This window comes from Rhizobium sp. G187 (genome assembly GCF_051549525.1).
Lineage (GTDB): Bacteria > Pseudomonadota > Alphaproteobacteria > Rhizobiales > Rhizobiaceae > Allorhizobium.
The window spans coordinates 1-12,314 of the sequence record NZ_JBPUGM010000010.1; the positions used below are offsets into that span (position 1 = coordinate 1).

General features: G+C 56.0%; 13 protein-coding genes and 1 pseudogene. 4 read left to right on the forward strand and 10 right to left on the reverse strand.

Features of this window, described 5'->3' with window-relative positions; translation table 11 throughout:
- Positions 1 to 337: 337 nt before the first annotated feature.
- The 6 genes from ACSV9I_RS20985 to ACSV9I_RS21010 all read right to left on the reverse strand — a co-directional run bounded on the left by ACSV9I_RS20985 (position 338) and on the right by ACSV9I_RS21010 (position 5,821).
- Positions 338 to 1,648 carry an HlyD family type I secretion periplasmic adaptor subunit gene (locus ACSV9I_RS20985; RefSeq protein ID WP_438330690.1) on the reverse strand — a complete coding sequence of 437 codons (1,311 nt, stop codon included), beginning with the start codon at positions 1,646 to 1,648 and terminating at the stop codon, positions 338 to 340.
- Positions 1,645 to 3,336: a type I secretion system permease/ATPase gene (locus tag ACSV9I_RS20990; protein WP_438330691.1), complete on the reverse strand. Its 1,692-nt coding sequence runs from the start codon at positions 3,334 to 3,336 to the stop codon at positions 1,645 to 1,647. Before ACSV9I_RS20990 ends, ACSV9I_RS20985 begins: the two co-directional genes overlap by 4 nt.
- A gap of 343 nt (positions 3,337 to 3,679) precedes the next feature.
- On the reverse strand, positions 3,680 to 4,198 hold the full coding sequence (locus tag ACSV9I_RS20995; RefSeq protein WP_438330692.1) for a DUF4019 domain-containing protein: 519 nt from the start codon (positions 4,196 to 4,198) through the stop codon (positions 3,680 to 3,682).
- Entirely contained in the window at positions 4,195 to 4,416 is a 222-nt protein-coding gene (locus ACSV9I_RS21000) for a hypothetical protein (protein WP_438330693.1), read from the reverse strand. Before ACSV9I_RS21000 ends, ACSV9I_RS20995 begins: the two co-directional genes overlap by 4 nt.
- A gap of 98 nt (positions 4,417 to 4,514) precedes the next feature.
- Entirely contained in the window at positions 4,515 to 5,582 is a 1,068-nt protein-coding gene (locus tag ACSV9I_RS21005; protein ID WP_438330694.1) for a hypothetical protein, read from the reverse strand.
- Positions 5,579 to 5,821: a hypothetical protein gene (locus ACSV9I_RS21010; protein WP_438330695.1), complete on the reverse strand. Its 243-nt coding sequence runs from the start codon at positions 5,819 to 5,821 to the stop codon at positions 5,579 to 5,581. The genes ACSV9I_RS21005 and ACSV9I_RS21010 overlap by 4 nt, the downstream gene beginning before the upstream one ends.
- A gap of 621 nt (positions 5,822 to 6,442) precedes the next feature.
- Here ACSV9I_RS21010 and ACSV9I_RS21015 point away from each other — a divergent pair.
- Positions 6,443 to 6,550, forward strand: a pseudogene (locus ACSV9I_RS21015) (transposase); the annotation flags it as partial.
- A gap of 51 nt (positions 6,551 to 6,601) precedes the next feature.
- Here the strand turns inward: ACSV9I_RS21015 and ACSV9I_RS21020 are convergent.
- From ACSV9I_RS21020 to ACSV9I_RS21035, 4 genes are read right to left on the reverse strand one after another with little or no spacing between them, the layout of a single operon-like run.
- Positions 6,602 to 7,732 (reverse strand): site-specific integrase, encoded by a 1,131-nt coding sequence (locus ACSV9I_RS21020; protein ID WP_438330697.1) that lies wholly within the window; start codon positions 7,730 to 7,732, stop codon positions 6,602 to 6,604.
- Positions 7,729 to 7,977 carry a type II toxin-antitoxin system Phd/YefM family antitoxin gene (locus tag ACSV9I_RS21025; protein ID WP_438330698.1) on the reverse strand — a complete coding sequence of 83 codons (249 nt, stop codon included), beginning with the start codon at positions 7,975 to 7,977 and terminating at the stop codon, positions 7,729 to 7,731. Before ACSV9I_RS21025 ends, ACSV9I_RS21020 begins: the two co-directional genes overlap by 4 nt.
- A 10-nt stretch (positions 7,978 to 7,987) precedes the next feature.
- The gene (locus tag ACSV9I_RS21030; RefSeq protein WP_438330699.1) at positions 7,988 to 8,365 is read right to left on the reverse strand and encodes a type II toxin-antitoxin system VapC family toxin; all 378 of its coding nucleotides are present in this window, start codon (positions 8,363 to 8,365) and stop codon (positions 7,988 to 7,990) included.
- Positions 8,362 to 8,655 carry a type II toxin-antitoxin system Phd/YefM family antitoxin gene (locus tag ACSV9I_RS21035; RefSeq protein ID WP_438330700.1) on the reverse strand — a complete coding sequence of 98 codons (294 nt, stop codon included), beginning with the start codon at positions 8,653 to 8,655 and terminating at the stop codon, positions 8,362 to 8,364. Before ACSV9I_RS21035 ends, ACSV9I_RS21030 begins: the two co-directional genes overlap by 4 nt.
- Before the next feature lie 189 nt (positions 8,656 to 8,844).
- On the opposite strand from ACSV9I_RS21035, the gene ACSV9I_RS21040 reads away from it, so the two are divergent.
- The 3 genes from ACSV9I_RS21040 (at position 8,845) to ACSV9I_RS21050 (ending at position 12,268) form a co-directional block, all read left to right on the forward strand.
- Positions 8,845 to 9,978: an RHE_PE00001 family protein gene (locus ACSV9I_RS21040; protein ID WP_438330701.1), complete on the forward strand. Its 1,134-nt coding sequence runs from the start codon at positions 8,845 to 8,847 to the stop codon at positions 9,976 to 9,978.
- A 145-nt stretch (positions 9,979 to 10,123) separates the two neighbouring features.
- The gene (locus tag ACSV9I_RS21045; protein WP_340584193.1) at positions 10,124 to 10,957 is read left to right on the forward strand and encodes a DUF5131 family protein; all 834 of its coding nucleotides are present in this window, start codon (positions 10,124 to 10,126) and stop codon (positions 10,955 to 10,957) included.
- 39 nt (positions 10,958 to 10,996) lie between these two features.
- Positions 10,997 to 12,268 (forward strand): three-Cys-motif partner protein TcmP, encoded by a 1,272-nt coding sequence (locus ACSV9I_RS21050; protein WP_340584192.1) that lies wholly within the window; start codon positions 10,997 to 10,999, stop codon positions 12,266 to 12,268.
- Positions 12,269 to 12,314: the final 46 nt, after the last annotated feature.

The window sequence follows — 12,314 nt, forward strand, 5'->3', positions numbered from 1 at the left end:
ACCATCAGACAGCGCCGCTTGAACCACCAAGCCAAAGCGGCTTAAATCAACCCGCAAACCGAGCCGGAAACTCCATTCTTCCAAAGCCCAAAACGTCTCAAATCATTCGACGACGGACAAATTGCCATGAAACGTCTCTTTAGGCTCTAGACCTTCAAAGGGTAGCGTCTCATAACTGGCAAATCAACCCAAATGATACACTGATTTGCGTCTCACGGAGATTGTCTCAGCAGGTATACCCAAAGATACATTTGCTGTGGCTACCAAGCAGCCGCTTTATCGGCAGACCTTGAACGATCACGGCATCTTTTAACGAAACTTGTTAGAAGCCTACTTTTCACTCCTCGTTCATCGCCCGCGCCAGCTGGTCCGATAGTGGCTTGAGCAGATAGGACATCGCCGTCCGGTCGCCCGTCTTGATGAACACCTCCACCGGCATGCCCGAGAGCAGGGTGAGGTTTCCGAGCTTTGCCATCTCATCGGCCGGGATCCGGGTGCGGATCGAATACCAGGCCTCGCCGGTCTGCGGATTGGTGACCAGATCGGCAGCGACCGTTTCCACCTTGGCGAAGACCTCCGGCGTGATACGCTGGTTGAACGCGGAAAAGCGTAGAACCGCATCCTGACCCTGATGAAGCTGGTCGATATCTGCAGGCAGAATGCGCGCTTCGACGACAAGGCTGTCGTTGATCGGAACGATCTGCATCACCGTCTCGCCAGGCGCAATCACGCCGCCGATCGTGTGAACGGCAAGCTCATGCACGATCCCGTCCTGCGGGGCACGGATCTCGACCCGCTTAAGCTCATCCTCAGCCGTGACCTGCTGCTCCTCGAGCTCGGCTAGTTTGTTATCGACATCGCGGAGCTCGGTGACGATTTCGGTCCGCCGATCCTGGTCCAGCTGGAGGATCTGCAATTCGGTCTCCGTGATCCGTGCCCCTGCCCGGGCGATCTCGGCGATCAGTTGTCCGCGCTCGCCGTCGAGCTGCGCCCTCAGCCGCTCCAGCTCGGCAAGGCGGTTGAACTGGATCAGCTGCTGACCGCTGAGGTTGCGCACCCGCACAAGCTCCTGCTCCACCCAGGACAGTTCCTGCTCCTTCGCCCTCAGCCGCACGGTCAGCCCGCCGGTTTCCTGCCCGATCTGCCCGATCCGTTGGCGGAGCTGGCTCTGTTGGCTCTGAAGCGTCTCGCGTCGCGCCGCAAACAGCGCTTGCTCGGCGCAGATGTAGCTTTGACCATCTTCCGTTCTGTCGAGACCGGACGCCTCAGCCGTCGCCATCGTTGCCAATCCATCGCGTTCCGCAATAAGACGCAGTCTGAGGGCTGTCAGTTGATCGACCTGTTTGGTGACTATGGCAAGATTGGCGCGTGTGATCGTGTCATCCATCCTGATCAGCAGATCGCCTTGAGCCACGCGGGTTCCATTGCGGACGAGGATCTCGCCGACGGTGCCGCCAGCAAGATGCTGAATCTTCTTGACGTTGCCATCCACCACTACGACGCCGTGACCTATCACGGCCCCGGAAAGCTTGGCCGTTGCAGCCCAGCCGCAGAAGCCGATCACCAGGACCAGGATGGTGACGAAGGCGAGAAGCGAATAGTTTCGGATCGAACGCGCAATCGGCGTCATGCTTTGCTTGTCGGTCATTTCTCGGCCACCGCCCGCATGGTTGTCTTGCGCAATACCTCGTCACGCGGCCCGAAGGTGACCATCGTGCCCTGCGCCATCACCAGAACCTGATCGACCGCCGCCAGCGCGCTCGGCCTGTGTGCAATCACGATGACGATTGACCCCGCTTGGCGCAGCGCCAGCATGGCGTTTGTCAGCGCTGTCTCGCCTTCCGCATCAAGGCTGGCATTCGGCTCGTCGAGCACAATCAGGAACGGTTTGCCGAACAGCGCGCGCGCAAGCCCAACCCGCTGCCGCTGACCGGCCGAGAGGATCGCGCCACTCGCACCAATCCGCGTGTCGTAACCATCCGGCATCGACAGGATGAGATCATGCACACCGGCAAGTCTGGCCGCCTCGATGATCTGCTCAGGCTGGGCATCAGCAGAAAATCGGCAGATGTTCTCGGCGATCGTGCCGTCGAACAGTTCGACGCCTTGCGGCAGATAGCCGATGGAAGGCCCCAGCGCCTCCGGGTCCCATTGGTCGAGTTCAGCACCATCCAGCCGGACGCTGCCCCTCGCTGGCGGCCAGATGCCAACAAGAGCCCGCGCCAGCGAAGACTTTCCGGAACCACTGGGCCCGATGATCCCAACACCTTGGCCCCCGCTGACGCTGAAGCTGATGTCGCGGATAACAGGCGCATTAGCGCCAGGCGCCATGACAGTCAGGCCTGCAGCAGCAAACGAAGCCCCTGGCTTCGGCAGCGCCATGCGCGGGACATCCTTATGGAACTGCTCCAGAAGCTTGTAAAGTCGATCCCTCGCCTGCCTTGCATTGATGAAACCACGCCACTGGCCAATCGCCTGTTCGATCGGCGTCAATGCGCGTGCGGTCAGGATCGAGGCGGCGATCATCGCACCCGGAGAAGCCATCCCGTTGATCGCAAGCCAGGCACCAAGTGCCAGAACGGCCGACTGAAGGGCCAGTCGGAAGATCTTTGATGTCGTTGAGAAGCTGCTGATCGCATCGCCCGTGCGCTGCTGTTCGGCAAGATACTCCGCATTCGCCCCACGCCAGCGGGCGGTATAGGCCCCGCGCATACCCATGGCCTGCAGGGCCTCGGCATTGCGCCGCCCGGCCTCAAGAAACTCCGCCCGGGCAGCTGAAAACTGCGCAATCCGCCGCATGGGATCGCGCAAGAGAAACTCGCTGGTGATCGTCAGCACAATCAGCACCACCGCGCCGGCAATCGCGAGCCAGCCCAGAAGTGGATGAAAGAGGAAAAGGATGCCGATATAAAGCGGCAGCCAAGGCATGTCGCAAATCGCGACCGGTCCCGGCCCGCCCATGAACTGCCGGATCTGTTCGAGGTCCCGAATCGGCTGCGACACCGCTTCCTTGCGAGACATTCTGAGCGGCAACACCATCACCGCGCGGAACGTCGCGTCCCCGAGATCCTCCTCGATCCGCTGTCCGACGCGTGTGAGGATGCGGGAGCGCAGAAGTTCCAGCACCCCGAGAAACAGGTAGAGCCCGATCGCCAGCAGTGACAGCGCCACCAGCGTTGGCACACTCCGGCTTGCCAGCACCCGGTCATAGACCTGCATCATGAACAGTGGGCTGGTCAGCATAAGAATATTTGTAGCGGTATTGACTGCGCCGATTGTGACGAAGGCTGACCTTACTCTCTTGATGGCGAGTGCGACGATCGATTTTTGGGACACTAAGATGGGGCCTGATGGTTTATTTATTCAGTTTTCTATCTATTTTTTTTGGAAGAGAGCGCAGATTTAGTATGATTTTCCGTCAAGGAAATTGTAAGTTAAGCTCCTGGTTTGGGGAATATTTATTCAACCACTCAGGTTTTCAGCAAAACGGTCCCGACCAGGTGGGAGGACCTAACCAAGTCAGGCTCCGCTTTTCGTGCTAAGTTTTTCCGCCTAAACCTGCGAAAGCTGTAGTCAACGGACTCAATTTCTTCGGTTTAACATGGAAATGCGCAACTGTACCCCAATCGGGGTAGAAGGCGCTTGCGGCCCGCAGCGCGATGGCTGCTCTCTACGACGGTTATGGCGAATTGCAAGGCAGCGTTTTTAGTGCCCTGTCCTCAGCCGGTCCTGACTTGGGGCGCTTCGGATCGTCTGCCAAAAAAATCATCTCTTCTCGCTGGACCTTGTATCCTTCACCCACGGACCAAACTACCAAGCCGCAAAAGTCTTTGAGGCGTTCGAAGCTTGCGCGATAGTCGACGGCAGCATAGAGGCCGGGTTTAGCGTCCATTGGATTTCGATACCATGTGACCTTGCTGATTCTCAGGTGGGTTAGCCTTCCGTACCGTTCACGCAGTGCTGCCCACTGAGATCCAAATTGGGCTAGGGAGACCTGTATCTTTTGCCCATCCGTCAAGAGCATATAAGCTCTCTCGTAGGCTCCCATTTCTCGAAGCTGGAAGTAAATGCTATGGACCTTGACTACGCGCTGATGCGCCTCATGGGCCACAGTTTCTCTTGCGTGAGTCGTGGCCGGGGACATGACGACGATTCCAAGCAGCAAGAATTTAAGAAGGCGACACGAAGCTGGGATCATAGCCTGTCCCGAATAGCACCCAAGATAAAGCACAGCACACCCCAAACGAGTGCGACGCAAGCAGCCATTGCTGTTGGCAACACCTGCGGGACAATAAATGCTGAAAAAAATGGCAGCGAAAAAGCTGATAGATACATCAGCTTTTTGTCCTTGAAAATTAGATTTAATAAAATTCCCAACAACATCGCGGCAGCGATAAAGTCGAGATAACTATTCACTCGATACGCCAATATCAAAATTGACGAAGTGTATATGGCTCCAGCCAATGCGGCTGCAACCAAAGCCCAACACAACCATTTCACGAGGTGAGTAATATTCAAAGGAGTGATTCGTTTGCTGTGCCAAAAATTTCTAAAGCATTTTGATACCATGCGGCGTCCGCCATAATATCGGCGGGCCACTCAACGGCACCTTGCAGAAAGGCGTCACCTTCCCCAAATGTCAAAAGGGAATAGCCATAATCCGCGTCAGTTAAATCATCTGGTGTATTATCATATCGTTGAACCATTCGGGCAACATAACCATTGGCCAGGACATGCTCACCAGCGATCGTATAGTTCACAACGATGTCCGACTGATTTGCATCGGGATTTTCAACGATAAATGAATAGACCAGATTGTCATCTCCATCGAACACCGGACCCAGGTTCCCAGCATCATTGATAGTGCCGTTTATAGTCGCAGCACCGTCGTCACCTGGTGTGGGATTTGAAATCAGCGCATCCTCAAGTGCAGAAAGGCCATCATTGCTGTAGCGCAGAGCTTGATATTCATCCAGCGGTACAGAGGCCGAGGATTCGTAGTCATGGTAAAAAATGCTAGTTGTTGAATATTCGTCTATTCCTGGACGATCTGGAATTGCAAATCTTGGAATAATGTCTGAATTTGGATTTATTAATACAACGCCATTGGTGATATCAATTCCCGGAGAGAATAAAACGTCCCAGGCATTAAAGAAATCGGCCTCTACATAGTCTCCATTCTCATCTACGATGATTACCTCATCTGAAGTTGTGCCGCTTTCGTCCAATTTTGATTGCCCTGAGCTCCCGCGACCGATGGAGTACTCATGAGCGTACATCATATTCAACGTTCCGTTGAAGTGGGAAGCTCCGTTGCTGCTTGTGGATCGAATCTCTATTGTCTCAAGAAACGTTGATCCATCAGGAAGGGTGTCGCCCGCACGATATGTGACGCCATCAATCGTAAACCCATCAGTGTCGGCATCGTCACCATGTGACCCGCCGCTTGACGAACCATCATCTGAACTAGATTCGTCGCTGGTGTCGTCCGGATCTCCCGAAGACTCGCCCTCTGACGCAAGCGCATCGTACCCCTCTTCCCCCAAGAAGATGATCGAGGCATCGGACTTAACATAAGTCACATCTCCCTCAAATACACCTCTTTGCCGTAGCTCATCCGAGACAAATGACCATCGGAACTGTCCACTGACCCGCTAACCAGCATAAAAATTGTAGCGGCATCTGCTCCAGCTCGACCTGAATAAGGAACTGAGTATCCAGCATCCTCAAGCGCATCAAGTATATACGTATCTTCATCGATCACAATTGTTGCATTTGGGAATACACCATTCCCGTTGACCGTCAATTTATACTTAGACATAAAGCGCCCCTGATCATTAAGATTTATGCTTTAATAGATAATATGAATTTATCGGAATTACATCAATGTGTAGATCTATGATTTGACTCAAAAATATACTTTTAGTCTCAATATGATTGTCTTATTTGGGGTTGTGTCACTAATATATAATTCAACATAGAAACAGTGTTAGATAATTCTATCTATCTAAACGCATATATATTCTATAAATATCAATATTTTCAATTTATTAATTAGCCATTTTGAACTTAAGCACATGTATACGCGACGTTGTTTTAAGCAACAAGAATTGTCAAGGCGCGACCGGATGAAATGTCGAATTGGATGGATCGGTGATTTTTTGGCGCCACCGCACGTACGACTGGGCACATCTATCCACATGATAGTGGGCATTGAGCTTGGCTATAATGTCAGACAGGAAAGTCGGGAACTGACGTCCCTCGGTCTAGGGGGGACGGTTGAGTGGTGCGCTGCTTCCAGGCCTATAGGCGGCGTTGCCTTTTACTCTGCTTGGTAGCGCTGTTGAATTGCTCCGATGCCTGCTGGACGGGTAATCCCCCCCGCCAATTAATGGGCTTCAAAAATAGACTTTTCTCGGGCTCTGTATTCGAGCAGATTTTGATTAAGACGAGCAGATTCAGCGAACCCCAAATCCTTGCTATCCAGCGCCATGCAAAGGGCGGCGTTCCTGTGCCGGAGTTATGCCGGGAACACGGGATGAGCACTGCTTGTTGATTATGGGATGGTGGCCCTCCCATAATCAACACGGAGACTTCCAAATCAATCAAGCATACGCGATGCTCTTCCGCTCCGCCGCTGTGCGTGATTGTAGTACTCTGACGCCTGCTGAACGGATCGATGCCTCGACTGTTCCATGGCCTCGGGGAGAGGAATGCCGCGATTGGCGGCTTCGGTCAGATAGCCGGAGCGCAGGCCATGCGCGGAAAACTCCGCCGGATCGAGCCCGGCCAGTTCCGCCCGCTGCTTGACGATGTCATTGATGGCCTTGGGGTCCAGCGGCCGGCGCGAGACATTTCCCCACCGATCAATCGCCCTGAAGACACTGCCCTTGTCGATTTTCGCCGCCGCAAGCCACGCGTTCAGCGCATCGACCGGTCGACCGCTGAGGTAGACCACTTCATCACTGTCGGCACCGCTGGTTTTGGTGCGACCGAGATGAATGGAAAGAGAGAGCAGGGGAGGGGCTCCGTCAATCTGGATCGGCTCTTCCGGCTGCAGCTGCTCGATCCTGAGGCCCGCGATTTCGCTGCGGCGCCGGCCGCCGGAGGCGAAGGCCACCATCAATATCGCACGGTCTCTGACATCACGCAGGCTTGCCGTCGTGCAGGTTGCGATCAGTCTGGACAGGATATCCCCGGTGATGGCCTTGGCGCTTTTACGCTTCCTTGGACGCGGTGTCGCACGCACGGCAAGTCGGATTGCGGATTTGAGGGCAGGGGAGCTGAAAAAGCCATCGAGCCCGCGCCATTTCGTCAGCGTCGACCAGGTCGCCAGGCGGCGTCTTACGGTGTCGGCCGCATGAGGACCGGCTCCCCGCAAATAGCCCTGGATGCGCAGCTTGTCCTCGACCTCAGCCGGCATGCCGTGCTGCTGATCGATCAGGCGCTTTCCCGGATCCCACAGGTGGTGCGCGACAAACTTCAGCAGCAGCGCTTCGGGTGCCGGCCAGGGCAGGGACCTGTCGGTCGCCGCGAGCGACCAGGCCTGCAGATAGGCAAGATCGGAGGTGAGGGCTCGCAAGCTGTTTGCGCCCATGCCCTCATTGACCAGATGCCGCAGCGTCTCGACGTCCTGATCGGTCAATAGCTCGGCCAGCTCGTCGCGGCGCTCCATTGGGAGAACGGCTGCGATCGTGTCGAGATCCCTGACGCGGCGATCAACCGCACTCATTTGGGCAGGCCGTGTTCGTCGTAAAAATCGGAATGGTCGGAGCTTGTGCCGGGCTGCACATTTTTACGCCCCTCCTCCGCCAGAGAGAGAAAATCCTCATGAGAGGTGATCCTTTGAGCGATCGGCGTGAGCATCGCGACGGGTATCTCGTTTCGGCAGATGATGATCTCATCGCCACGGAATGACAGTTCAATCAACTCCTCAAGCCGTTCTGCCGCTTCCGTCACGTCAACGAGAACTCTCACAGTTTTCTCCTCACCAGACCCTATCCTGCAGGACGGCATCGAACACCACGTCCGTCGAGATCAGTGCGCAATGCTCGAGCCGTGTCTGCGCAGCGAGAATCCGGTCCCATGGGTCCCGGTGCTCCCAGTCGAAGGCCGCCGCAAGTTCCGCATGCAAGTCACTGATGGCGAGTGTCTGGAAGCCGCTGGAGGTGATCGCGGCGCGCAGTTCCTGCGGCTTGAGATCAAGCTTCTTCAACCGCATCTTGTTGTCGAGCTCATAGAAGGAGACGGCGCTGACGAGAACGGCGTTACTCTTGTCCTCGATAAGGGAACGTGCATGTGGTGAAAGTCGCGCACTGCCGATCGTCCACCAGTAGACGGCATGACTGTCGAGAAGAAGCTTCAAGAGCGCTTGTCCCCGTTAAGCGCGTCACCTTGGAAGACCCCGACGTCGTCGTTCCAGTCGCCGGCATCGATTGCGGCCTGTTCCGGATCATGCTCGTCAAACAGGTCGTCCGGAAGGCCCCGCCGCGCCAGGAGCCCGAAAGGTCTTTTACCAGCGGGATCTGCCGGACCGATACGGGCATAGATCTCATTGCCGCGCATGATGATGATCTCTTCGCCCTGATTGGCGCGATCGAGAACCTGGGCGAAGTTTTTGCGCGCCTCGCTGATCTTATAGTGCGTCTGGGGCATTGTTGGCTCCGGTTCTTGTGCCTCGACGGCAAGATAGCACTGGAAACGGAAGCGTACAACACGCATGTACAGATAACATCCGATAAGGGTTACTTATCGGCGGTGAGCCACCGCGGGCTCATTAGTGAGAAGTACGGAACCACAATTGTGTTATAGCTTTCGCTTAACGAATCATTTACCATAAATTCAATGACTTACGAACTCGCAAAATTGCCCCTCCAGAGCCTGCTGCGACCGATCTCCGAGGCAGGGGTCGCTCTTGCCCGTCTCGATGAGCGCATCGCCCGCTCTCCTGTCGGCGAAGGCTTTCTTGAGCGCGCGCATTTCCTCGACGCGCATGCCTCACTCTGGGTCGATGGCGAACTCGTCCATCTGGAAGACCTCGTTCTGCATGATGCGCTTCGTGACATCCGTGCCCCCACCCACGAACTCACCATCGCCCGCGACATCCTGAGAACCCGACGCCGCATTGCCGCCCATCCGCCCGCCTGGGCTCTCTCTGATCAAGGCCTCACCTCCCTCCGCGGCCGGCCGTGGGCCGGAGCATCATTGGGTGGAGACGGGGAGGGGGTGCGGGATGGGAATGTTGAGGTCAGCGACACTCGGGCTGGGGTAGGGGAGACCGAAGATCCCGATGCCGACGGTCTGAGTGATGCGTTTGCCGCGATAGATGCGGTGCTCGCCCGCTCCGAGGCCGCGATCAAAGAGGCGAAGAAGCCGGGGCGCACCAAAAGCGCTCCGGACAAAGATCCCGTCGTCTACGATCTCGACTGGGATGAGGACGAGCGCCTGGAGGAGTGGCGGGCCGTGCTGGCGCGGGCCCAGGATCTGCCACCGGTCCTTCAGGCCATCGTGGCGCTCGACGCCTGGAACGAGATTGCCGTTCTCCAGCATGCGCCCTGGCTCGGTCGGCTGCTGGCCGCCTCGATCCTGCGCGAGAGTGGCTTGACTAATGGCGGTCATCTCGCCGCAATCAATGTCGGGCTCAAGGCCATCCCCGTCGATCGGCGCCGGCATCGTGACCGCGAGACACGGTTGCTGGCGATAGCAAGGGCGCTGACAATCTCGGCTGAGACCGGCCTGAAGGAGCATGACCGGCTGGTGCTGGCGCGGCAGATGATGATGCGCAAACTGGAGGGGCGGCGGACGTCATCCAGGCTGCCGGAGCTTGTCGAGCTTGTCATGGCGCGGCCGCTGATCTCGGCCGGCATGGTGGCGAAGACGCTCGAGGTCACGCCGCAAGGGGCGCGGCGGATCGTGCAGGAGCTCGGTCTTCGCGAGATGACGGGGAGGGGGAGGTTTCGGGCGTGGGGAGTAATCTGAACTCACTCGTTCCAGCGAGGGGCCGGGTAGGCCAGCCGGTAATGCTTCCACTAAAGAGCGATCACAACCTTAATCATTTTGTGACAGGAGAGAACGAAAGTAGAATCACCGGGCGATTTGCGGATTTTTGGCGAGGGGTGTCACCATGGCGATGCATTCGACGATCGAATGGACTGACCACACTTTCAACCCGTGGACTGGCTGCACTAACATCAGCCCAGGTTGCGACAACTGCTATGCCGAGGCTTGGGCCAAGCGGTCCGGTCAGGTGAAATGGGGTAACTCACCGCGCAAGCGCACGACAGAGAGCTACTGGAAAGCTCCGCATATGTGGCAGCGCAAGGCCGCAGAATTTGCGAGCGTCCACGGTCGCAGGCAGCGCGTGTTTTGTGCTTCGCTTGCCGATGTTTTCGATAACCAAGCGGATCCCGAGTGGCGTGAAGATCTATTCAAAGTCATCAGTGCCACTCCATCGCTAGATTGGCAGTTGCTGACCAAGCGCCCGCAAAATATCCAGAAAATGCTGCCGGCCGATTGGGGCAGCAAGGGGTATTCGAATGTCTGGTTGGGCTTCACCGCTGAGGATCAATCCCGTTTCGATCAAAGGAAGCGGTTCATCTCTCTCATTCCCGCTCGCGTCTGGTTTGTGTCCTACGAGCCGGCGATTGGTCCGCTTCGGATATCACATGGCGATCCGCGCCCGGACTGGCTTATTTGTGGCGGAGAAAGTGGCCCGCGCGCTCGCCCGATGTTAAGCCAATGGGCGCGAGATATCATCGCCGATTGTCAGGAATACGGTATCGCAGCTTTTCACAAACAATGGGGAGTGCCTGGCAACAATCCGCTTGTGCAAGAGCAAGGAATGTTGCCAGGTCAAGTCAAAGAAGTTGATCCTCATGGAAAAGGGGGAGGTCTTGTTGATGGCAGGTTGGTGAGGCAGTTTCCAAAAGGATGTGAAAAGGTAGAAAAGGCCGCCTGAACTTGACAGTTCTACATGTCGAACGCAACTTAGACTTGGTTGGCATGGGGAGTCGCAACGATCGCCGAATTTGGATGGAAGCTGGGCGGTGAGTTGCCGCCCCTTAGCGCTCACAGCGGCGCAAAATTGCGTCTTATCGAGACCTATCTTCAAAATTATTTCCCAGCAACGCTTGTAAGCCACGCCCAGGAGAGGCAACGCATCACGCTGGTTGACGGATTTTGCGGCGGTGGTCGATTTAGTGATGCTGGTGAGCTTGTCCGCGGCACACCACTTCTCTTCCTGGATGCTGTAAGCAAGGCTCAGGAGCAAGCTAACGTTGGGCGGACAAAGGCGCTCACCATCGATGCCGAATATCATTTCGTTGATAGCGAAAAGGATCATATCGATTTTCTTCGCGAGGAGCTGACGAAGGAAGGACACCTTGCGGCGATCGGGAACTCGATATTCCTTCATCACGCAAAGTTCGAGGTCGTGTTTCCGGACATCTGTCGCAGGATCGAGCATCGCACGCGAGGCGGGGTAGGGCGCTCAATCTTCCTCCTGGATCAAAAAGGCTATTCGGACGTCGCCTTTGAGACCGTTCGAAAGATACTCCAATTCTCAGCGGGCGAGTGCATCCTCACTTTCGCCGTCGGCTGGCTTATCGATTATCTCACTGACAAACCCCATACCGTCAACCGTCTTGCGCCGATTGAGATATCCGAAGATCAGCTTCGGGAATTCCTTCGCCACAAGGGCGAGCATGGTGGACGGTACGTCATCCAACGCCTGCTGCTGCGACATATCTCAGGCATGACAGGCGCGAAATTTCAAAGCCCCTTTTTCCTACGATCAAAAGAAGCTCGGAAGGATTTATGGCTGGTGCATCTCTCGAACCACCTGAAAGCCAGGAACGTGATGGTCGACAGCCATTGGCTGATCAATAACCAATCCCTGCACCAAGGGCATGGTGGATTAGAGATGCTTGGCTTCAATCCGAACCTTGATCCCAGCAATGCTCCGGATTTTTGGTTTGGAACCAAAGACGAGGAAGTCATGAAGGATCGGCTCGCCGACGACTTCATGCGGCGGATTCGCGATGCGCATGGTGACCAACCAGTATCTTATGGTGACTTCGTGACATCGATCGCCAACGAGACCCCTGCTCGCCTAAGCGATATCGATAAGGTTACGGCGCTCCTGGTTGGTGAGAAGGAATTAAGCCTCCGCAACGCGGCGAACTCACCAAAACGCACATCTTCTCCGATCTATAGAGACACGATTGGTGTCTCTCAGCAAACGCGGTTGTGGCCGGCGCGTGCGCTTTGATCTTCGCGATCGCGGGTACGCACAGTCATTCCTCCTGATCTCACAA

Bases quoted from the DNA above. Each gene is read 5' to 3' on its own strand.
- ACSV9I_RS20985 (WP_438330690.1), bottom strand. From the start codon at position 1,648: ATGACCGACAAGCAAAGCATGACGCCGATTGCGCGTTCGATCCGAAAC.
- ACSV9I_RS20995 (WP_438330692.1), bottom strand. From the start codon at position 4,198: ATGATCCCAGCTTCGTGTCGCCTTCTTAAATTCTTGCTGCTTGGAATC.
- ACSV9I_RS21010 (WP_438330695.1), bottom strand. From the start codon at position 5,821: ATGTCTAAGTATAAATTGACGGTCAACGGGAATGGTGTATTCCCAAAT.
- ACSV9I_RS21020 (WP_438330697.1), bottom strand. From the start codon at position 7,732: ATGAGTGCGGTTGATCGCCGCGTCAGGGATCTCGACACGATCGCAGCC.
- ACSV9I_RS21035 (WP_438330700.1), bottom strand. From the start codon at position 8,655: ATGCCCCAGACGCACTATAAGATCAGCGAGGCGCGCAAAAACTTCGCC.
- ACSV9I_RS21040 (WP_438330701.1), top strand. From the start codon at position 8,845: ATGACTTACGAACTCGCAAAATTGCCCCTCCAGAGCCTGCTGCGACCG.
- ACSV9I_RS21045 (WP_340584193.1), top strand. From the start codon at position 10,124: ATGGCGATGCATTCGACGATCGAATGGACTGACCACACTTTCAACCCG.